Consider the following 20,282-nt stretch of genomic DNA (forward strand, 5'->3'; position numbering starts at 1 on the left):
GCTAAACGGACACAAATTCCCATCTATCCCACCGCAAACGCCACGCTACATGGACGAAGCACGAACGGCGGGACGAAAGCCGTCTTCCCTGGCAACCGATACATGTTACCGGCATGTTTCGCCGAAGATCGTCATAAGCCTCCCGGCCGGACGGCGCGCGCCGGCCCACGCCCGTGACCCCCGGGTGGCGGCGCCGGGATCACGGGGAAAAACCTGGTCAAGGTCGACGTCGTCGCAGGTGAGAGCCTTCCGCCCCGCAGCCCCGGCGGGCACGGTGGAACCGGCCCGCCCGTCCCGGCGGTGACTCCGGAGCGTCGCGGACATTGCCGAAAGATTTCATTGACATGGACGCCCGGCTGATCCTACCGTCAGGGTTATGTCTAGTCACTCACGCATAGATATTCAAGAGCCGACCTTCGGCGCAGGTATCTGGCACTTCGGGCGGTACGTGGACCGGTACGCCACCGACGGCTACGGCCCGCCGGTCAGCACGCTGGAGGCGATCGACCTGGCCGGCCAGGTGGGCGATCTGTCCGTGGTGGACCTGACATTCCCCTTCGACCCGCCCGAGCTCGGCCTGGACGAGGTGAAGGCGGCCCTGGAGCGCAACGGCCTGCGGGCGATCGCGGTCACGCCGGAGATCTACACCCGGCGTTTCGTCCGCGGCGCGTTCACCAACCCCGACGCCGAGGTGCGCCGCCAGGCGGTCGAGCTGGTCTCCCGGGGCGCCGAGACGGCCCGGGAGCTGGGATGCGACTACGTGAAGCTCTGGCCCGGCCAGGACGGATGGGACTACCCCTTCCAGGCCGACCACTCCGAGCTGTGGCGCTTCTCCCTGGACGCGGTGCGCGAGCTGGCCACGGCCTTCCCCGACCTGCGCTTCGCGATCGAGTACAAGCCGCGCGAGCCGCGCAACAGCATGGTCTTCTCCTCCGCGGCCAAGACCCTGCTGGCCATCGAGGAGATCGGCCTGCCCAACGTCGGCATCCTGCTGGACTTCGGCCACTCCCTCTACGGCGGCGAGTCCCCGGCGGACGCGGCACGGCTGGCGATCTCCCGCGGGCGCCTGTTCGCCATCGACGTCAACGACAACCACCGCGGCTGGGACGACGACATGGTCGTCGGCTCGGTCCACCTGACCGAGACCTTCGAGTTCTTCTACGCGCTGCGCGACGCGGGCTGGGACGGCGTCTGGCAGCTCGACCAATTCCCGTTCCGCGAGAACTCGGTGGAAGCCGCCCGAGCGGGTATACGGGTGATGAGGAACATTCATCGCGCTCTCGACCTGGTGGATCGCGAGGCCCTCGCCGCCGCGCAGAAGGCCCAGGACGCGCTGGCCGCGCAGCGCATCGTCCAGCAGGCCCTGCTGAGCTCCCTCGTCGAACGGTGACGCCCCCGCCCCGCCGGCCCCCCGGCGCCGTTCCCCGGCTCCCGGCCGGAATCCTCCCCCTCGCCTCCGGTCCGGGCCCCCGCCCCCGGGCTCCGCGGGCTCCGCGGGCTCCGCGGGAACCCGCCTCCCCCGGGCTCCCGCGAAAGCCCCAGGGCTCTCCCCGAGCCTTCCCCCGGACCCTGTCCCGGTCCGTCCGCGAGCCCCTCCCCGGGCTCTCCCCCGGCGGGCGGGCCACCGGCCACCGTCACGGAGACGACCATGACGACCATGACGACCATGTCGAGAACCGCGCCGAGGAATGGAAGCGCCATGTTGACGGCTGATCCGCTGCGCCTCACCGAGTACCGGGAGGTCTCCGGGCGCATCCGCGCGGGAGACCCCCGGGACGCGGTCGCCGAGCTGGAGCGTGTCTCCGTCCAGGTCCGCCGGAGCATCGTCCAGATGATCTCCCGGGCCGGGCTGGGTCACGTCGGCGGCGACCTGTCGGTCACCGACATCCTGGTGGCCTGCTTCTACGGGGTGCTGTCGGTGGACCCCGAACGCCCCCGCTGGGAGGGCCGCGACCGGTTCGTGCTGAGCAAGGGCCACTGCGCGGCGGCCCTGTACTCGACCCTGGCGCACTGCGGCTTCTTCCCGACGGCCGAGCTGGAGACCTTCATGGCCCCGCTCTCGGCCCTCAACGGGCATCCCAACAAGATCAAGGTGCCCGGCGTGGAGACGAACACCGGGGCGCTCGGGCACGGGTTCCCGGTCGCCACCGGTTGCGCGCTCGGCGCCGAGCTCGACGGGGCGCCCTGGCGGACCGTGGTGGTGCTGGGCGACGGCGAGCTCCAGGAGGGCAGCAACTGGGAGGCGGCGATGACCGCGTCCCACTACGGGCTGTCGTCGCTGACGGCCGTGGTCGACCGCAACCGCCTCCAGCAGGGCGCCCGTACCGAGGAGACCAAGACGCTGGAGCCGCTCGCCGACAAGTGGCGCAGTTTCGGCTGGGAGGTCCGCGAGGTCGACGGCCACGACCACCTCGCGCTGCTGGGCGCCCTGGAACGTTCCACCAGCGGGAAGCCGGTCGTGGTCATCGCCAACACCGTCAAGGGAAAGGGCGTGTCGTTCATGGAGGACCGGGTGGAGTGGCACCACAAGGTGCCCAGTCCCGAGCAGGTCGAGGCGGCCCTCGCCGAGCTGGAGCCGGTCCGATGACGGTCACCGACCAGCGGCCGACCTTCGACTCCCGCCAGGCGTTCGCCGAGGAACTGATCGCGCTCGCCCGTACCGACGAGCGGATCGTCGCGGTGTGCAACGACTCCGTCGGGTCGAGCAACCTGGTGGGCTTCCGCCAGGAGTTCCCCCGGCGGCTGGTGAACGTCGGCATCGCCGAGCAGGACCTGGTGGGCGTCGCCGCGGGGCTGGCCAACGCGGGCAAGATCCCCTTCGTCTGCGCGGCGGCGCCGTTCCTCACCGGCCGCGCCCTGGAGCAGATCAAGGCCGACGTCGCCTACAGCGAGACGCACGTCGTGCTGTGCGGCCAGAGCCCCGGCATGGCCTACGGCGAGCTCGGCCCCACGCACCACTCCATCGAGGACCTGTCGTGGATGCGGGCGGTGGCCGGCCTGGACGTGGTCGTACCGGCCGACCCGACGCAGACCCGCGCGGCCGTACGCTGGGCCGCCGCCTCCGGCAGGCCCTCCTACCTGCGCGTCCCCCGCTTCAAGGTGCCCGACGTGACCCCCGGCGACGCCCCCTTCGAACGCGGCCGGTCCGTCCTGCTGCGCGACGGCGGCGACGTCACGGTGATCGCCGTCGGCTCGCTCGTCTCCCGGGCTCTGGAGGCCGCCGACCGGCTCCGGGACGAGGGCGTGTCGGTACGCGTGCTGAACATGCCCTTCGTGTCCCCGCTGGACGAGGAGGCCGTGGTGGCCGCCGCCCGCGAGACCCGGGGCATCGTCACCGCCGAGGAGGCCACGGTCAGCGGGGGGCTGGGCGCGGCCGTCGCCTCGGTCGTGGTGGCCCGCCACCCGTGCCCGATGCGGATCCTCGGTGTGCCGCGGGTCTTCGCCCCCACCGGGGACGCCTCGTTCCTGCTCGACCACTTCGGGCTCTCCGCCGACGGTGTCGCCGCCGCCGTGCGCGAACTGCTGGGACATGGCTAGCACCGGCCCGCTCGTTCTGGCCGTCGACCAGGGAACGGGCTCCACCAAGGCGCTGCTCGTCGCCCGCGACGGCCAGGTCGTCTCGCGCGGATCGGCCCCGGTCTCCGAGAGCCAGCCCCGTCCGGGCTGGGTGGAGCAGTCGGCCGAGGAGATCTGGGAGAGCGTGCGCCGGGCCGTCGCGGACTGCGTCGACCCCTCGCTCGCCCCCCGGGTCACCGGGGTCGGCCTCAGCACCCAGCGCGAGTCGCTGGTGCTCTGGGAGCGCCGCACCGGCCGTCCGGCCGGTCCCCTGATCAGCTGGCAGGACCAGCGCACGGCGGCGGACTGCCTGGCGCTCGCCGCCACCGGCGCGGGCCCGGCGGTGCGCGCGTCCAGCGGGATGCCGCTGGACCCGATGTTCTCCGCGCTCAGGGCCCGCCGGCTCCTCGACACCCACGACCCGGACCGCCGCCGCAGCCTGGCGGGCGAGCTGTGCCTGGGAACGGTCGACTCCTGGCTGCTGAACCGCCTGGGCGGCGGCCCCGGGGACCGTGCCGGAGCCGGTGAGCACCTGATCGAGGTCGGCAACGCCTCCCGTACCCAGCTCATGAACCTGGCGACCCGGCGGTGGGACCCCGCGCTGCTGGACCTGTTCGGCGTGCCGCGCGAGGTCCTGCCGAGGATCGTCCCCTCCCGCGGTCCCTTCCCCGCGGTCCGCGGCCTGGCGCCGCTCCCGGACGGGGTGCCCGTGCTGGCCGTGATGGGCGACTCGCACGCCGCGATGTTCGCGCACGGCGGGTGGCGGCCCGGCGTGGTCAAGGCCACCTACGGGACCGGCTCGTCGGTGATGGCCGTCGGCGAGGGCGGGGACGTGCCGGGGCTGTGCCGCAGCGTCGCCTGGGACGTGACCGGGCCGGTGCTCGCGGTGGAGGGCAACATCCGGGCGACCGGCCGGACCCTCGGCTGGCTCGCCGGCCTGTTCGGCACCACCACGCCGGCCCTTCTCGACGAGGCCGCCGAGACGTCGCTGGGCGTTCACCTGGTACCGGCCTTCGGCGGGCTGGGCGCCCCCTGGTGGGAGCCCGGCGCGACCGCGGTGCTGAGCGGCCTGACCCTGGGCGCCCGCCGCGGCCACCTGGTCGCCGCGGCCCTGGAGTCCGTGGCCTTCCAGGTCGAGGACGTGATCGCGGCGGTCGAGCGGGCCACCGGCACGGTACGGGTGCTGCTGGCCGACGGCGGGCTGACCCGCAGCGACCGGATGATGCGGCTCCAGGCCGACATCGGCGGCCGGACGGTCTCGCGCTCGGCCGAGCACGACCTGTCCGCGCTCGGCGCGGCCGACGCGGCCGGGCTGGTGGCCGGCCTGTGGAGCCTGGCCGACCTGGAGGCCCGCCCCCGCCCGTCCGACGACTTCCACCCGGCCGCCGGCGCGCCGGACCGGGCCGCCCGTCGCGCCGCCTGGCACCGGGCGGTCGGACGGTCCCTGCCCTCTACCGGGACGACCGCGTCCCCGCGGGCCGGCGTACCCCGCGACACCGGCCCGGACGCGCACCGCAACGCCTCCCCGGACCCCCGCCCGGATACCTTCCCTGCCCTCGGCCCGGACCCCTTCCCGACCCTCGGCCCGGGCATCGGCCCGGAGACCTTCTTGGACACCGGCCCGGACGGGGCCGGGTCTCACCCCACGAACCAGGAGGCGGGCGACAGCCTGGCCGAGAGGAGCGGCGCATGAGCACGCCGACCGCAGCGCAGGCACCCGCCGGGAGCGCGCCCCACCGGCGGATCCCGGCCAGATGGATCGCGGCCGCCCTGGTCGCGCTCCTCCTCGCGGCCATCGGGTTCAGCACGCAGTACCGCTCGGCGGAGTCGGCCGCGGCCTCGGGTCCCAAGCGGTTCGACCCGGCCGCGTTCGGCGCGCAGAACTACGAGAGCAAGGTCGTGCCCGCCATCGAGAAGAAGGCCGTCGAGCTGCCCGTGCTGGTGAAGGCGCTGGCCGCCGACAAGGACGCGGCCGGAAAGCGGTACGGCACCCGCCAGGGCACCGGCCCCTACAGCTTCGCGGTCAAGGGCACCGGTGAGGCGGGGACGGCGAAGTCCGGGCTGATGCCGGTGACCGTGCCGGACCTGCCCGAGGGCACCCGGGTGTCGCTGCAGGTCGGCCCGGCCATCAACGGCACGGCGCTGCGGGACGCGGCCGGGTACATCACCTTCGGCCAGTTCCTCAACCAGGTGGAGTACGCCGACGCGGCCACCGCGCTGAACAACCAGATGCGCCGGAAGCTGCTCACCACCCTGGACGCGCCGGACCTGGCCGGCAAGCAGATCACCTTCGTCGGCGCCTTCAGCCTGCTCAGCCCCTCCGTGGTGACCATCACCCCGATCTCGATCGAGGAGGCGTCGTGACGACCTCGGCCACCCCGATCCTGCGCGCCCGCGACGTCACCAAGGTCTACGGCGGCACGCACGCGCTCAAGGGCGTCGACTTCGAGGTCGCCTCCGGCCGGGTGACCGCGCTGTTCGGCGAGAACGGGGCCGGCAAGTCCACCCTGATGAAGATCCTCTCGGGGATCGAGTACCCGACCACCGGCCACGTCGAGATGGACGGGCGGCCCGTCGAGCTGCTCTCCCCCCGGGACGCCGCCGATCAGGGCATCTCGATCATCCACCAGGAGCTCAACCTCTGCCCCAACCTGAGCATCCAGGACAACCTCTTCCTGGCCCGCGAGATCCACGGCGGGTTCGGCACGATCGACCGCGCCTCCCAGCGGGCCACCACCGTGGCGATCCTGCGCAGCCTGGAGGAGGACCTGGACCCCGACCGGCCGGTCGGCGACCTGAGGCTGGGCCAGCAGCAGGTCGTGGAGATCGCGCGGGCGCTCCTCCAGGAGGCCCGGGTACTGATCATGGACGAGCCCACCTCGGCGCTCACCGCGCCGGAGGTCGAGGTCCTGTTCCGGGTGATCCGGGAGCTGACCGCGAACGGGGTCGCGGTGGTCTACATCTCCCACCACCTGGACGAGGCCCTGGAGATCGCCGACGACGTGGTGGTGCTGCGCGACGGGCGGCGGGTCGCCACCGCCGACGCCGGTGCCGTCGACATCCGGTGGATCGTGGAGCAGATGGTCGGCCGCGACCAGGACGCCCTGTTCCCGCACCGCACCCCGGTCATCGGCGAGGAGTTGCTGACGCTGCGCGGGCTCACGGTGGCCGACCCGGCCAACCCCGACCGCCTGGCGATCGACTCCCTCTCGCTGAGCGTCCGCGAGGGCGAGATCGTGGGCGTCTACGGCCTGATGGGCTCGGGCCGTACCGAGCTGCTGGAGGCGCTCGCCGGACGGATCCCCGCGCAGTCGGGGGAGGTGCTGCTCTCCGGCGGCGCGCTGCAGGACGCGGGCATCCGCGACCGCATCGACCGGGGCATGGTCCTGGTCCCCGAGGACCGCCAGCGCGACGGCCTGGTCCAGACGATGTCGGTGGGGCAGAACCTCTCCCTGGCCGGGCTGGGCCGGTTCGTCCGGCGGCTGTTCGTCTCGGCCGACCGCGAGCGGGACGCGGTGAACCGCATGATCTCCGACGTCACCGTCAAGACGGACGGCGCCGGGGCGCCCATCGGCTCACTGAGCGGCGGCAACCAGCAGAAGGTGGTCATCGGCAAGGCGCTGCTGACCGGCCCACGGGTGCTGCTGCTGGACGAGCCCTCGCGCGGCGTCGACGTCGGCGCCAAGGCGGACATCTTCGAGCTCATGGCGGTCCAGGCCAGGCGTGGCCTGGCCGTCCTGTTCACCACCTCGGACGCCGAGGAGGCCCTGCACATCCCCGACCGGCTGCTGGTGCTCGCCCGCGGGGTCGTCGCCGGTGAGTTCCGGCGCGGCGAGATCACCCGGGAGGAACTGATGAGTGTGTCGGACGGTGCCGCCATCGACGCGGCCGAGGAGGACGCGACGTGACCTCGCAGAGAACCACCCCTGCCCCACCGGCCCCGGGCGACGCCCCGCCGGAGAAGGTCGCGGCCGAGGCCCGCCGTCTGTCCCTGCTGAACGCCCTGTTCGAGCTGCGGGCGTTCATCGCGCTCGCGGTCCTGATCGTGGTCTTCGGCCTGCTGTCGGAGTCGTTCCTCACCGTGCCGAACCTCATCACGATGACCAAGCACGTCGCGATCAACGCGGTGATCGCGCTCGGCATGCTGCTGGTCATCCTCAAGGGCGGGATCGACCTGTCGGTCGGCTCGATCGTCGGGCTCTCCGGCGTCGTCGCCGGTGAGCTGCTCCAGGGACTGCCCCTCGGGTTCGTCGACGTCATCGCCTACCCGCCGGTGTGGGGGGTGATCGCGCTCTGCATCGCGGTCGGCATGCTCGTCGGCCTGGTGAACGGCGTCCTGGTCACCCGCTTCAAGGTGGCACCGTTCATCGCCACGCTCGGCATGCTGTACGTGGCGCGGGGACTCGCCCTGCTGATCTCCGGCGGCACGACCTACCCCAACCTCGCCGGTTCCCCCCAGCTCGGCAACACCGGTTTCGACCTCCTCGGCAGCGGGCGGCCGCTCGGCCTGCCCACGTCGATCTGGATCATGATCATCCTCGCCGTCGTCGTGACGCTGGTGCTCGTCAAGACCCCGTTCGGGCGCTGGCTGTACGCCACGGGCGGCAACGAGCGGGCCGCCGAGCTATCCGGCGTCCCGATCAACCGGGTCAAGACGGCCGTCTACGTGATCTCCGGCGCCTGCGCCGCGATCGCGGGCCTGATCATCGCCTCGGAGCTCACCTCGGCCGCGCCGCAGGCCGGTGAGACGTACGAGCTCAACGCGATCGCCGCGGTGGTCATCGGCGGCGCCGCGCTGAGCGGGGGACGCGGCACCGTGCGGGGAACCCTCGTCGGTGCCTTCGTGATCGGCTTCCTCGCCGACGGCCTGGTGATCCTGGGCGTGTCGACGTTCTGGCAGATCCTCATCAAGGGGGCCGTGATCATCCTCGCGGTGATGCTGGACCAGGGCCAGCAGCGGTTCCAGCGGCGCGGCGCCGCGGTCTCGGCGGTGGTGGCCAGCAAACGACCCGACTGACCCCGCTACCCCCGCGACCCGTGTCGGGCACCGGGCCGCACCGGGCCGACGCCGCTCCGCCGAGCCGGCCGGATCCGCCGGCCCCTCGCGGGAGAACGACCAGACGACCGCCCCGTGGCGGCCACCCCTCACCCGCTCGTCCACCCACCGTTCACCACTTTCCGGAGGCCGGAGATGTCCGTTCCCATCGTTGGTTCCATCCGCAGGCGGGGCCTCGGCCTCGCGCTCTCGCTGCTCGCCGGCACCTCGCTGCTGGCGGCGTGCGGGGGCGCCGAGACCTCGGCGCAGAGCGCGCCCACCGCGCAGACCAGCCAGGCGGCCGGCCCGTCCGGCGGCGGCGAGGCGGGCGGGCTGATCGCCATCATCACCCCGTCCCCGGACAACCCCTTCTTCAAGGCCGAGGCCGACGCGGCCAAGGTCAAGGCGGAGCAGCTCGGCTACCAGACGTCGGTCGCCTCGCACGACGACGACCCCAACAAGCAGAGCGAGCTCGTCGACGCCGCCATCTCCCGGAAGGCCAGGGCCATCATCCTGGACAACGCCGGTGCCGACGCGTCCATCGGCCCGGTCAAGAAGGCCACGCAGAGCGGCATCCCGGTCTTCCTGATCGACCGGGAGATCAACGCGACCGGTGTGGCCAAGGCCCAGATCGTCTCCAACAACTCCCAGGGCGCCCAGCTGGCCGCCCAGTCGTTCGTGGAGGCCATGAAGGAGAAGGGCAACTACGTCGAGCTGGTCGGCAAGGAGTCCGACACCAACGCCAGCGTGCGCTCCAAGGGGTACGCCGACGTGATCTCCCAGTACCCGGACCTGAAGTCCGTGGCCAAGGAGAGCGCCAACTGGGACCAGCAGGAGGCGTTCAGCAAGATGGAGACCATCATCCAGAAGAACCGCGACATCCAGGGCGTCATCGCGGGCAACGACACGATGGCCCTCGGCGCGGTGGCGGCGCTCAAGGCCGCCGGGATGATCGACAAGGTGGTGGTGGTCGGTTTCGACGGCAGCCCGGACGCCATCGCCGCCGTCAAGGCGGGCCAGATGCACGCCACCGCCCTCCAGCCGGCCGCGCTGGCCGCCGAGAGCGCCGTGGAGCAGGCCGACAAGCTGATCAAGACGGGCTCCACCGGCGCGGAGGAGAAGCAGTCCATCGACTGCGAGCTGGTCACCAAGGAGAACGCCGACGAGTTCGGGGTCTTCGGCAGGAAGTGACCGCCCACCGGGACCTCCGGCCGCCGACCCGGCCGGAGGTTCCGGTCACGGCTCCCATGTCCGGGCTCATCGGGCATGAGGAAACCCGGGCCGGTACGCTGAGTGGCCGATCGCGGAGCCGGTCCGACGATCTGATGAGGAGGCGGTGCATGGTCGTCCCCGAGCTGGGGCGGGTCCACCGTTCCGGCCGTGCCGTGGCCGTCGACCACCTGCGCCTGCTGGCGCGGGTGGCGCGGATGTACCACGAGCAGGGCATGCGGCAACCCGAGATCGCCGCGGCGCTGAGCATCTCGCAGCCGCGCGTCTCCCGCCTGCTCAAGGAGGCCATCACCCGGGGCATCGTCCGTACCGTCGTGGTGCTCCCCGACGGGGTGCACACCGAGCTGGAGGAGGAGCTCCAGCGGCGCTACGGGCTGCGGGACGCGGTGGTGGTCGACACCGGCGGCGCCCAGGGCGACGTGATCCCGGCGCTGGGCTCGGCCGCCGCGGCCTACTTCGACACCACCTTCACGGGCGGCGACGTCATCGGCATCTCCTCCTGGAGCGAGACCCTGCTGGCCGCCGTCGAGCGCATGCACCCCAGGAACACCCAGGTCGCCGACCGCGTCATGCAGGTCGTCGGGGGGGTCGGCAGCCCCGAGGCCCAGGTGCACGCCACGCGGCTGATCAGCCGTCTGGCCGGAGTCACCCGCGCCCGGCCGGTGTTCGTCCCCTCGGCGGGCGTCGTCGGCACGCCGATGGTCCGCGACGCGCTGCTGCAGGACGCGGCGGTCGTCGAGGTGATGGCGCAGTGGCGGGAGCTGACCGTCGTCCTGGTCGGCATCGGCAGCCTGGAGCCCTCCCCGCTCCTGCTGCGGAGCGGCAACGCCGTCGGCCACGCCGACCAGGAGGAGCTCCGCTCGCTGGGCGCCGTCGGCGACGTGTGCCTGCACTTCTTCGACGCCCAGGGCGACGTGGTCGACTCGGCCTTCGACCGGCGGGTCGTCGGGATAGACGTCGAGACCTTCCGTGCCGTGGAGCGCCGGGTCGCCGTCGCCGGGGGCGAGCGGAAGTACTCCGCGATCAAGGCGGCCCTGCGGGGCGGGTGGATCAACGTGCTGATCACCGACCTGGACGTGGCCGAACGCCTGCTCGCCGAACCGGCCTGACCCCCGGCCGCGGGCACTCCGCGCGGCGGTGTCCGGCCGCGCGGGACACGTCAGGGCGCGAGCATGGACCAGCATGGGGTACGAAGGGTCGACCGGTTCCGGATCATCCGGCCGGGACGTCCGGTTTCAGGAGGGGTGAGCATGAGGAAGAACGCGAGCCGGATCGCGGCCGCCGCCGGGCTGGCGGTCCTGCTGGCCGCCTGTGCGGGCGACCCGGCCACCCCGGGAACCGCTTCCGGAGCCGCCGCCACACCGGTCGCGACCACCGGGAGCGCGAGCGCGCCCGTCACCGGGACGCCCGCCGCCGAGCGGAGCCCTTCGGCCTCCCCCGCGCCGGGCGGGACCGGGACACCGGATCTGGGTGCGGGCCGGGAGGTGGCGACCGGGATCCGGACCCCCTGGGGGCTGGCCTTCCTGCCGGGCGGCGACGCGCTGGTGGCCGAGCGCGACAGCGGCCGGATCCTCCGGGTCCCGGCCGGTGGCGGGCAGCCGCGCGAGGTGTACCGGGTGCCCGGCGTGACCCCGGGCGGGGAGGGCGGCCTGCTCGGGCTCGCCGTCTCGCCCGGCTATGACGAGGACCGGTACGTGTACGCCTACCTCACCGCCGCGTCCGACAACCGGATCGTGCGCTTCCGCCTCGACGACGCCACGCCCGAGACGGTGTTCGAGGGCATCGCCAAGGCGGGCATCCACAACGGCGGCCGCATCGCGTTCGGCCCGGACGGCATGCTGTACGCCGGGACCGGGGACGCGGGGGTGCGCGGCGCCTCGCAGGACCCGGACAGCCCGAACGGGAAGATCCTGCGGCTGACCCCGGAGGGCGAGCCCGCCCCCGGCAACCCGCGGGCGGGCTCGGCCGTCTACAGCCTCGGGCACCGCAACGTCCAGGGGCTGGCGTGGGACGCGCGGGGACGGCTGTTCGCCCTGGAGTTCGGGCAGAACGCGCTGGACGAGGTCAACCTGATCGAGCCCGGCCGCAACTACGGCTGGCCGGAGGTGGAGGGCAAGGGCGACACCGCCGGGGGACGGTTCACCGACCCGCTGGTGACCTGGCCCACCGGCGAGGCGTCGCCGTCCGGTGCCGCCATCGCCGGGGACACGCTGTACGTGGCCGCGCTGCGCGGGGAACGGCTCTGGACGGTGCCGCTGCGCGACGGCCGGGCCGGCGAGCCCAGGGCCGAGCTGTCCGGGCGGTACGGCCGCCTGCGCACGGTCGCCGTGGCACCGGACGGCGCGCTCTGGCTGACCACGTCCAACACCGACGGGCGCGGTGACGTACGCGACGGCGACGACCGCATCCTGCGCTACCCCGCGAGTCCCGGCACCGGGTGACGCGCGATCCCGCTCCCCGGGGTGCCCGTTCCTCAGTCCCCGTGGCGCAGGCTCTCCCGTACCGCGCGTGCCAGGCCCGGGTCGTCGGCGATGACGCCGTCCACCTTCAGCCGGTACAGGTGCCTCAGCCATGTCCTGACCTGCTCGGTGACGCGGTCGGTGTCGCGCCCGCGGCGCTCGGCCCGCAGCCGCGCGTCGAGCCTGCGGACCGTGGTGGCGTGCACCAGGAGGCCCTCGCGGTGGGCGTTCCCGACGAGCGCGGCCGGTGAGATCCGCCTGCCGTCGATGCCTCCGGTCTCCCCGGGCCCGATCCGCTTGGTGACCACGCCGATGCCGTCGGCGTACTCGGCGATCCTCGCCAGGCCCTTCGGCGTCACCATGTCGTCGTAGGTGCGCGGGTCACCGGCGCGCACCAGGTCGTACGGCGCCCCGGTCGCGGCGACGAACTGGATGAGCCGTATCCGGGTGAGGGGACGCAGCCGCCCGAGGTTGCCGGGCTCGAAGGACTGGATGAACACCGGGTCGTTCTCGTCCTCCCAGCCGTACCGCTTGAACGTCTCCAGCAGCGGTTTCTCCAGCGGCAGGCCGATCGAGGCGAAGTAGGTGGGGAACTTGGTCTCGGCGTACACGCCCACCCCGTGCTTCTGCGCGAGCAGGACGATCTCGTCGAGCGTGGGGATGCGGGCCTTGCCGTCGTAGGCGGTGTTGTCCTGCCGCTGCCGGGCGTAGCGTTCCCTGGCGCGGAGCGTGCGCAGCTCGGCCAGGGTGAAGTCCTCGGTGAACCAGCCCGTGCGCCGGGCGCCGTTGACGAGCTTGGTCGTCCTGCGGGAGGCGAACTCGGGGTGTTTCTCCACGTCCGTGGTCGCCGAGAGCTCGTTCTCGTGCCGGGCGACCAGCACGTGGTCCTTGGTCGAGACGAGGTCGGGCTCGATGAAGTCGGCGCCCATGGAGATGGCGACCCGGTACGACAGCAGCGTGTGCTCCGGCCGGAAGGCGCTGGCGCCGCGATGCGCGATGACGATCGGCGTGACCTCGCGGTCCGCGCGCCTGCCGGAGGCCGGGTTCCCGCGCCGTCCGGTCCTCGCGCCCGCGGCCCGCCCGGTGGTGGACGTCGCGGACCGTCCCGCCTGATGACCGGGACGTTCGGCCGCCTGGCCTCCCGCGCGCGTTCCCGTCGTCTCCGCGTGGTGGAGAGCCCCGATCGCGGCCATTCCTATCAGTACGGCCAGAACACCGGCCCGCGTCTTGCTCACCCGTGTACACCCCTCGCTCCGGCTCAGCGGGGGGACACATTGGCATAAGCCTCTATACCCGGACCGGATGCGCGAATGCCCAGCACAAGCAAGCAGCGGATGAAATGGGGCGTAATCTACCTACCGGTGTGGCGGGAGCGGTCGGCCCTCCCGTGCCGGTGACGGTGGTACGCCCGCGGCTGGCGTCCCGACCACCGCTTCCCTCCGCGCCGGGCCTCCCCTCCGCGCCGGACCTCCGACCCGCGCCGTCCGAACGCGCGCTCGTCGTGCCGCCCGTACGCCGGGCCCTGCGAACGCCCGAACCCGCGGTCCCCGTAACGACCGAACCCGCGGTCCTGCGAACGTCCGAGCCCGCGGTCCCCGTAGCGGCCGAACCCGCGGTCCCGCGAGGAGCCGGACCCGGGGCCCGGGGAGCGCCCGGACCCCCACCGCCCGTCGCGCCCGGCATCGGCGCCGCGCCACCCGGACCCGTCCTGGCCTGGCCCGCGACCGTACCCCGGGTCCCGGGAGCGGTCGCGCTCCGCGTACCGTCCGGAGCCGGCTCCCCAGTCACCGGCCTCCCGGCCCCCGTACCGTCCCGGTTCCGACCGGCCCGATCGCCGCTCCGCCCACCCGCGTCCGGTGCCCGGCTTCTTCCGCCCGAAGGCCCGTTCCAAGGCCCGGCCGAAGGAGCGCTCGGAGGTGCGCCGGTCGTGCCGTCCGGTGTCGGCGTCCGGCCGTCTGACCGTCCAGGCCCCGGCGCGCTTCATCGCCGGTTTCGCCGGCCGCTTGGCGATCCAGCCGGAGGACCGGTCATGCGGTTGTTTCGAGTGCTGGACACCGCCGACGGCCGCCACACCGATGATTACGGCCACGACACCGGCCCGCATGACGCTCACCTGGGCACACCCCCGTCTTGTGATCGGTCGGGGGGCTCACCTGGTACAAACGGCTTCTACCCGGATCGCACGGACGGCTAACGAACGCGCCGGGCGCGCCGGGACGATCCACGGCGCGAGTGCTCCTCCGGTGACCCGGCCGGGCCCGCGGTCCACGACGCGAGCGCTCCCCGGTGGATCCTCCGGGAAGCGGTACACGGCCCGTGCGCCTCTCCGGCGGCCCGTCCGCGGAGCGAGCGGTGCTGCCCGTCCGCGGAGCGGGCGACGCTCAGGCGCGGCGGGTCTTCGACAGGGTCGCGTAGACGATGATGTTGTCGGTGTAGTGGCCGGTCCTGGCGTTGTAGACGCCGCCGCAGGTGACGAGCCTCAGCGTCGCCTCACCGGTGTTGCCGTAGACCCGCTTCGACGGGAACGCCTTCTTGCTGACCTGCTCCACGCCGTCGACCGTGAACTCCACGACGGTCCCGTCCGTCCGGGAGACCTTGATCTTGTCCCCGCGCTTGACCTCCTTGAGGCGGCTGAAGACCGCGGCCCCGCGCTTGGTGTTCACGTGTCCCAGCACGACCGAGGGGCCCTGCTGTCCGGGGATCGGGCCGTGCCTGTACCAACCGGCCTGGTTGGGCCGGCTCAGCGGGGGTGTCTGGATCTCCCGCTTGGAGTCGACGCCGAGCGCCATCAGCGGGGCCATCACCCCGATCCTCGGGATGGCCAGGCGGCGGGGCTTCACCCCGTCGCTCTTCAGCGGCTCCGGAGGCTGGACCACGGGCGGCGGCGGGGCCGCCGTGGGAGCGGCCGCCGTCAGCGGGACGTCGAGCCCGCCCGGTCCCACCGAGGACGGCAGCGTCACGCCGGGAGGCTGCTGGTCGGTGACCGGCTGCTCTCCTCCAGGGACGTCCTGCGGTCCCAGGGTGCTGCCCGCCGCCTGCGGCACGGGCGGCCCGTACGGCTCGTCCTGCTCCACCGGGGACAGGTAGGTGAGCAGCCCGGCCATGATCGCGGCCACTCCGCCGAGGGAGCCGGCCACCAGGAGCCCGCCCATCAGCAGGTTCCCCTTGCGCCTGGGCGCGGGGCCACCACCGTGGTAGGGGTCGGGGCCGCCGTGGTACTGGTCGGGGCCGGTCGGTCCTTGGTACATCCGGGCCTCCTTCAGCCGTCCCTCTGGCCTCGCGCGTGTGCCGCTCGCCGCCTCATCAGAGCCACGCCGCCGAACGCGCTCCCGGCCACCATCGCCGTCCCCGCGCCCAGCAGCCCCAGTCCGGGGGAGCCTCCGCCCGGCGCCTCACCGGTCTGAGCCCCGCCGCTCGGCGTGATGACCACCTGGGGCGTGGTCGGCGCGGTCCTGGTCGGGATGACGGTGGCGGTCACGGTCAGGGTCGGCCTGGGCGACGAGGTGCCCCCGTTCGGCGCGGCCGACGGGCCGCTGCTCTGGCTCCCCGACGGGGAGGGGGAGACGGAGGTACTGGCCGAGGGCGAGACGCTGCCCGAGGGGGAGACGCTGCCCGAGGGGGAGACGCTGCCCGAGGGGGAGACGCTCGTGGAAGGGGAGACGCTGGTGGAGGGGGAGACGCTGCCCGAGGGGCTCGCCCCCGCCTCGGAGATGGTGACGTCCACCGAGACCGGCGTGCTGAGGAGCGTGCAGGTGGCCCGGTAGTCCTCAGGCGGGTTCTGCAGCTCCCTGGTGATCACCCGGAACGCGTCGAGCTGTGCCCACTTGCCGTTCTCCAGGTTCTTCACCTCGATGGTGTGCTTGCCGTACTTGAGGCCGTTGAACTTCCACAGCGTCACCCCGCCCTGGTGCGCGGCGTTCGTCGGCGTGCCGTCGGCGTTCTTCGAGGCGTCGACGAAGGACGGCGTGGCGTCCTGGTTGTCGATCCTGAACCCGACCTTGCCCGCCGTGTTGCTGCGCCGGGCGACGTACTCGATCCCGGTGCCGGTGAACGTGAAGGAGGTCCACGAGTTCACGATGTCCGTGCGGTGAAGGTCGCGGCCGTGGTCGCCGATGGTCGGCGCCTGGTCGTTCAGGTCCTGCCAGTCGCCCGCCGCGTGGTAGCTCACCCGGGGGTCGTCGTCGTTGACCATGACCTCACCGGCCGGGGGGATGAAGTCCACGAACAGCTTCCGGGGGGTGACCTTGATCTTGCCGGCCTCGGCGGTGTGGGCGGAGTCGGAGATCCCCTCGGGAAGCTTCAGGATCTGTCCGGGCTGGAGCTTGCCGGGCTGGTCGGCGGAGCCCTTCGGCTGCAGGACACCGACCCAGCTCCCGGAGATCTGCACGTTCCCGGTGACCAGGGTCTTGGCCCCGGCCTCGAAGTAGTCGGGCGAGCCGAACCGGGTCGGGTTACCGTTCTTGTAGTTGAGGTCCCAGCCGATGCTGAGCGGTTCGCCGACCGTGAGCGTCGTGGGGATCGACACCTTGGTGCGGAGGTTCACCGTGCCGCCGTTCAGGGCGATGCCGCCCGTGCAGGCGTAGTCGACCACGAGTTCGGCGTTGCTGGCACCGGCCGCGCCCGAGGGCAGCGCGACCAGCGCGCCGCCGAAAAGGAACAGGGCCGAGACCGCCACGGTCCTAGGGAGCCGAGATCGCCACCGAACCACCACACACTCCGATCACGAAGGCCGCCCTGAACGGGCATACCCATGGCACACCGAGGGTAGATCGTACGGTTTTACCCGTCTTCGCCGCAGCGAGATGATGGGTACGGGCGTATACCGTGGCGCACTTGTGATCTGGACGGATCTCCGCGCACCCCCACGAAGGCCGCGGGAGGCCTGGAACCGGGTGTACCTGGAAGTAACAGAATCGTATTCTGTACCACGGACCCTAGGAGGCACACCGTGCAGCGAGACCTTTTCGAGGAGGAGCACCAGCTCTTCCGGGAGACCGTACGCGAGTTCCTGGCCCGCGAGGTCGCCCCCCACCACGACCGCTGGGAGAAGGACGGCATCGTCCCGCGCGACGTGTGGAAGAAGGCCGGCGAGATCGGGATGTTCGGCTTCGGCGTGCCCGAGGAGTTCGGCGGGGCGGGGATCAGCGACTTCCGCTACAACACCGTCATCGTCGAGGAGGTCATGGCGATCGGCGCGACCGGCCTGGGCTACTCGCTGCACAACGACGTGATGGCCCCGTACTTCGTGGATCTCACGAACGACGAGCAGAAGGCACGCTGGCTGCCCGGGTTCGTCAGCGGCGAGCTGATCACGGCGGTCGGCATGAGCGAGCCCGGCGCCGGGAGCGACCTGCAGGGCATCCGGACGACGGCCGTGCGCCAGGGCGACCACTACCTGCTCAACGGCCAGAAGACCTTCATCACCAACGGCATCAACTCCGACCTGGTCGTCGTGGTCGCCAAGACCGACCCGGAGGCCAAGGCCCGCGGGATCTCGCTGCTCGTCGTCGAACGGGGCATGGAGGGCTTCACCCGGGGACGCAACCTGGAGAAGATCGGCATGCACGCCCAGGACACGGCGGAGCTGTTCTTCGACAACGTCCGGGTGCCCGCGGCCAACCTGCTCGGCCCGCAGGAGGGGCAGGGCTTCTTCCAGCTCATGGCCAACCTGCCGCAGGAGCGCCTGTCCATCGCGGTGATGGCGGTGGCGGCGGCGGAGACGGTGCTGCGGACGACCATCGAGTACTGCAGGAACCGCACGGCCTTCGGCCGCAACATCGGCAGCTTCCAGAACACCCGGTTCGTCCTGGCCGAGCTGGACACCGAGGTGGACATCGCCCGTCACTACGTGGACAGGTGCATCCTCGCCCTGAACGCCGGAGAGCTCACCGCGGTGGACGCCGCCAAGGCCAAGTGGTGGACCACCGAGCTGCAGACCAAGGTCATCGACCGCTGCCTCCAGCTGCACGGAGGATACGGCTACATGATGGAGTACCCCGTCGCCAAGGCCTGGGTCGACAGCCGGGTGCAGACCATCTACGGCGGCACCACCGAGATCATGAAGGAGATCATCGGCCGTTCCTTCGGCTTCTGAACCGGCCCCCGGCCTGTCTCGGGACCGGCCCCGGTGCGGTCCGGGAACCCGGCCCCGGAGCGGCTTCCGGACCGGTCGGCGACCCGGATCCCGGCCTGATGCCCGGGCCGGCCGGTCCTCGCGCCGGCCCCGTCACTCCTCGGTGATCTTGTCGATCTGTACCGCCACCCCGTCCTTGATCGTCACTTCGGCGAAGAGGACGACGTCCTTCTGCAACGCCTCCTGGAGCTGTTCCATCGAGCAGCTGCGCGGGGCCTTGCCGTTGCTGCAGATCACTCCCTTCGCGTCGTTCACCACCGTGAACGGCAGCAGGAGCGCCTTCACCTCCTGGTCGCTCTCGGGGGTCACCGTGATCGCGTCCACCCCGCGCAGGGCGAGCTGCCCGTGCAGCTTGGCGTCGACGCCCCGGCCACCGGGGATGCTCGCCGACGGTGACGGCGAGAGCGCGTCGGGCGAGGGGGTCTCGGACGCGGAGGGGGTGAGCGAGGGGACGACCGAGGGCGAGGCCGACGGTGAGAGGAGGGGGGACGGGGACGACAGGGACGGGGAGGTGGAGGCGGTCACCGTGACGGTCGCGGTCGGCGCCACCGCGGACAGGCCCACCCCGCCCGAACACGCGCAGAGGCCGGTGGCCAGCATCGCCACCGGCAGGACCCGCGTCATCTTCGATGTTCTGTTCACGAGACGCAACGATCTCATGGGCCGGGCACAACGGTTAACCGGCCGCGGGAACGGCTCCGCCGACGCATACTGGTCAGCGGAGACCTCCACGGGATGGTGACGAATGGACAGCGGGCTGATTCTGCTGGTCTTCCTGGCGTTCCTGTTCGCCTGGGGCCTGAACCGGGTGCGACGCGCCTTCCGGCTCGGCCCGATGGCGTACGCGGGCGTCATGATCGTGTTCGTGATCGTGATGCTCGCCGTCTGGGGCCAGACCTTCCGCTAGCCGCGCCGCGAGCCGGGCCGGATCTCCCACCGGCCGCGAGCCGGATCGGGACCTGTCCACCGGCCGCGAGCCGGATCGGGACCTGTCCACCGGCCGCGAGCCGGATCGGGACCTTCGACCGGCCGGGCCCGAGGGTCGGGATCCGCCCTACCCGGACGACGCCTCCAGCAGCACGCGCGCGACCAGCTCGGGATCGTCCGTCATCGGCAGGTGCCCGCAGCCGCGCAGCAGCTTCACCCGCTGCCCGGACCACCGGGCGGCCCGGACGGCCTGGCGGCGCACGAGCAGCCGGTCGCGCTCACCCCAGGCGATCGTCACCGGCACCTTGGGCGGCGCGGGAGGCATCAGCCCGGTGAACGAGGCCAGGGTCTCGTCGAATCCGGGGGCGTCCCCGAGCGCCTGGAGGGCGGCGAGCAGCGCCTGCGGGGAGAGGCCGGCGGGACGGGCCACCATCAGGCCCGCGGTCAGCGTGCGGCCCAGCGGGTCCCCGGCGAGGGCGAGCGCGCGGTCCGGGGGGAGTCTCCTGGCCGAGGCCCTGCTCAGACGCAGGACGGCTCGCGCGTACGCGAGTTCGGTGCGGTTCCAGAACCCCGCCGGAGACAGCGCGGTGGCCGAGCGGACCACGGCGCGCGAGGCCAGTTCGAGGGCGACGTAGCCGCCCAGGGAGTTGCCCGCCACGTGAGGGTCGCGCAGGCCCAGGATCGCGAAGAAGGACTCGATCGCGTCCGCCAGGCTCTCGGGCGTGTACGGCGTGCCGGACGGCAGCGGCGGTGACACCCCGAAGCCGGGAAGGTCGACGGCGATCACGTCGCGCTCGGTGGCGAGCCGGTCCAGCACTGGCAGCCATGCCTGCCAGTGATGCCCGATCCCGTGCAGCAGGACCAGGGACGGACCCGTACCTCGCCGTTCGAACGCCAGCTCCATGCCCCGAGTCAACCACCGATCGGGAGCACGTTCCAGCCT

General features: G+C 72.4%; 17 protein-coding genes. 12 read left to right on the forward strand and 5 right to left on the reverse strand.

What is annotated here, in order from left to right; genetic code table 11:
- The first annotated feature begins 376 nt into the window (after positions 1-376).
- From ABD832_RS07170 to ABD832_RS07215, 10 genes are all read left to right on the forward strand, one after another.
- Entirely contained in the window at positions 377-1,390 is a 1,014-nt protein-coding gene (locus ABD832_RS07170) for a sugar phosphate isomerase/epimerase family protein (RefSeq protein WP_344890130.1), read from the forward strand.
- A gap of 309 nt (positions 1,391-1,699) precedes the next feature.
- A complete protein-coding gene (locus tag ABD832_RS07175; RefSeq protein WP_344890133.1) occupies positions 1,700-2,587 on the forward strand; it encodes a transketolase in 888 nt (295 codons plus the stop codon).
- On the forward strand, positions 2,584-3,537 hold the full coding sequence (locus tag ABD832_RS07180) for a transketolase family protein (protein WP_344890136.1): 954 nt from the start codon (positions 2,584-2,586) through the stop codon (positions 3,535-3,537). Before ABD832_RS07175 ends, ABD832_RS07180 begins: the two co-directional genes overlap by 4 nt.
- A complete protein-coding gene (locus ABD832_RS07185; RefSeq protein WP_344890139.1) occupies positions 3,530-5,248 on the forward strand; it encodes an FGGY family carbohydrate kinase in 1,719 nt (572 codons plus the stop codon). Before ABD832_RS07180 ends, ABD832_RS07185 begins: the two co-directional genes overlap by 8 nt.
- On the forward strand, positions 5,245-5,919 hold the full coding sequence (locus ABD832_RS07190) for a DUF2291 family protein (RefSeq protein ID WP_344890141.1): 675 nt from the start codon (positions 5,245-5,247) through the stop codon (positions 5,917-5,919). The genes ABD832_RS07185 and ABD832_RS07190 overlap by 4 nt, the downstream gene beginning before the upstream one ends.
- Positions 5,916-7,463 (forward strand): sugar ABC transporter ATP-binding protein, encoded by a 1,548-nt coding sequence (locus tag ABD832_RS07195; protein WP_344890144.1) that lies wholly within the window; start codon positions 5,916-5,918, stop codon positions 7,461-7,463. The genes ABD832_RS07190 and ABD832_RS07195 overlap by 4 nt, the downstream gene beginning before the upstream one ends.
- Positions 7,460-8,572, forward strand: a complete 1,113-nt coding sequence (locus tag ABD832_RS07200) for an ABC transporter permease (protein ID WP_344890147.1) — start codon at positions 7,460-7,462, stop codon at positions 8,570-8,572. The genes ABD832_RS07195 and ABD832_RS07200 overlap by 4 nt, the downstream gene beginning before the upstream one ends.
- 174 nt (positions 8,573-8,746) lie before the next feature.
- The gene (locus ABD832_RS07205; protein ID WP_344890150.1) at positions 8,747-9,781 is read left to right on the forward strand and encodes a D-ribose ABC transporter substrate-binding protein; all 1,035 of its coding nucleotides are present in this window, start codon (positions 8,747-8,749) and stop codon (positions 9,779-9,781) included.
- Between the two features lie 149 nt (positions 9,782-9,930).
- Positions 9,931-10,929, forward strand: a complete 999-nt coding sequence (locus tag ABD832_RS07210) for a sugar-binding transcriptional regulator (protein WP_344890153.1) — start codon at positions 9,931-9,933, stop codon at positions 10,927-10,929.
- 141 nt (positions 10,930-11,070) lie between these two features.
- On the forward strand, positions 11,071-12,261 hold the full coding sequence (locus tag ABD832_RS07215; RefSeq protein ID WP_344890156.1) for a PQQ-dependent sugar dehydrogenase: 1,191 nt from the start codon (positions 11,071-11,073) through the stop codon (positions 12,259-12,261).
- A gap of 32 nt (positions 12,262-12,293) precedes the next feature.
- On the opposite strand, the gene ABD832_RS07220 is transcribed toward ABD832_RS07215, so the two are convergent.
- The 3 genes from ABD832_RS07220 to ABD832_RS07230 form a co-directional block, all read right to left on the reverse strand.
- On the reverse strand, positions 12,294-13,514 hold the full coding sequence (locus tag ABD832_RS07220) for a glycerophosphodiester phosphodiesterase family protein (RefSeq protein ID WP_344890159.1): 1,221 nt from the start codon (positions 13,512-13,514) through the stop codon (positions 12,294-12,296).
- A gap of 1,146 nt (positions 13,515-14,660) precedes the next feature.
- The gene (locus ABD832_RS07225) at positions 14,661-15,527 is read right to left on the reverse strand and encodes a class F sortase (protein ID WP_344890162.1); all 867 of its coding nucleotides are present in this window, start codon (positions 15,525-15,527) and stop codon (positions 14,661-14,663) included.
- A gap of 11 nt (positions 15,528-15,538) precedes the next feature.
- Positions 15,539-16,954 carry a hypothetical protein gene (locus ABD832_RS07230; RefSeq protein WP_344890165.1) on the reverse strand — a complete coding sequence of 472 codons (1,416 nt, stop codon included), beginning with the start codon at positions 16,952-16,954 and terminating at the stop codon, positions 15,539-15,541.
- A 273-nt stretch (positions 16,955-17,227) separates the two neighbouring features.
- On the opposite strand from ABD832_RS07230, the gene ABD832_RS07235 reads away from it, so the two are divergent.
- Complete coding sequence (locus ABD832_RS07235; RefSeq protein WP_344890168.1) at positions 17,228-18,373, forward strand: acyl-CoA dehydrogenase family protein; 1,146 nt, start codon at positions 17,228-17,230, stop codon at positions 18,371-18,373.
- A 132-nt stretch (positions 18,374-18,505) separates the two neighbouring features.
- Here the strand turns inward: ABD832_RS07235 and ABD832_RS07240 are convergent, their stop codons facing one another.
- The gene (locus ABD832_RS07240; protein WP_344890171.1) at positions 18,506-19,054 is read right to left on the reverse strand and encodes a hypothetical protein; all 549 of its coding nucleotides are present in this window, start codon (positions 19,052-19,054) and stop codon (positions 18,506-18,508) included.
- 103 nt (positions 19,055-19,157) lie between these two features.
- On the opposite strand from ABD832_RS07240, the gene ABD832_RS07245 reads away from it, so the two are divergent.
- The gene (locus ABD832_RS07245; RefSeq protein ID WP_344890174.1) at positions 19,158-19,319 is read left to right on the forward strand and encodes a hypothetical protein; all 162 of its coding nucleotides are present in this window, start codon (positions 19,158-19,160) and stop codon (positions 19,317-19,319) included.
- 147 nt (positions 19,320-19,466) lie between these two features.
- Here ABD832_RS07245 and ABD832_RS07250 read toward each other — a convergent pair whose 3' ends face one another.
- Complete coding sequence (locus ABD832_RS07250; protein ID WP_344890177.1) at positions 19,467-20,243, reverse strand: alpha/beta fold hydrolase; 777 nt, start codon at positions 20,241-20,243, stop codon at positions 19,467-19,469.
- Positions 20,244-20,282 lie beyond the last annotated feature (39 nt).

The organism is Streptosporangium longisporum, assembly GCF_039534895.1.
Lineage (GTDB): Bacteria > Actinomycetota > Actinomycetes > Streptosporangiales > Streptosporangiaceae > Streptosporangium > Streptosporangium longisporum.

Bases quoted from the DNA above. Each gene is read 5' to 3' on its own strand.
- ABD832_RS07215 (WP_344890156.1), top strand. From the start codon at position 11,071: ATGAGGAAGAACGCGAGCCGGATCGCGGCCGCCGCCGGGCTGGCGGTC.
- ABD832_RS07205 (WP_344890150.1), top strand. From the start codon at position 8,747: ATGTCCGTTCCCATCGTTGGTTCCATCCGCAGGCGGGGCCTCGGCCTC.
- ABD832_RS07225 (WP_344890162.1), bottom strand. From the start codon at position 15,527: ATGTACCAAGGACCGACCGGCCCCGACCAGTACCACGGCGGCCCCGAC.
- ABD832_RS07185 (WP_344890139.1), top strand. From the start codon at position 3,530: ATGGCTAGCACCGGCCCGCTCGTTCTGGCCGTCGACCAGGGAACGGGC.
- ABD832_RS07175 (WP_344890133.1), top strand. From the start codon at position 1,700: ATGTTGACGGCTGATCCGCTGCGCCTCACCGAGTACCGGGAGGTCTCC.
- ABD832_RS07190 (WP_344890141.1), top strand. From the start codon at position 5,245: ATGAGCACGCCGACCGCAGCGCAGGCACCCGCCGGGAGCGCGCCCCAC.
- ABD832_RS07170 (WP_344890130.1), top strand. From the start codon at position 377: ATGTCTAGTCACTCACGCATAGATATTCAAGAGCCGACCTTCGGCGCA.
- ABD832_RS07250 (WP_344890177.1), bottom strand. From the start codon at position 20,243: ATGGAGCTGGCGTTCGAACGGCGAGGTACGGGTCCGTCCCTGGTCCTG.
- ABD832_RS07245 (WP_344890174.1), top strand. From the start codon at position 19,158: ATGGACAGCGGGCTGATTCTGCTGGTCTTCCTGGCGTTCCTGTTCGCC.
- ABD832_RS07210 (WP_344890153.1), top strand. From the start codon at position 9,931: ATGGTCGTCCCCGAGCTGGGGCGGGTCCACCGTTCCGGCCGTGCCGTG.
- ABD832_RS07180 (WP_344890136.1), top strand. From the start codon at position 2,584: ATGACGGTCACCGACCAGCGGCCGACCTTCGACTCCCGCCAGGCGTTC.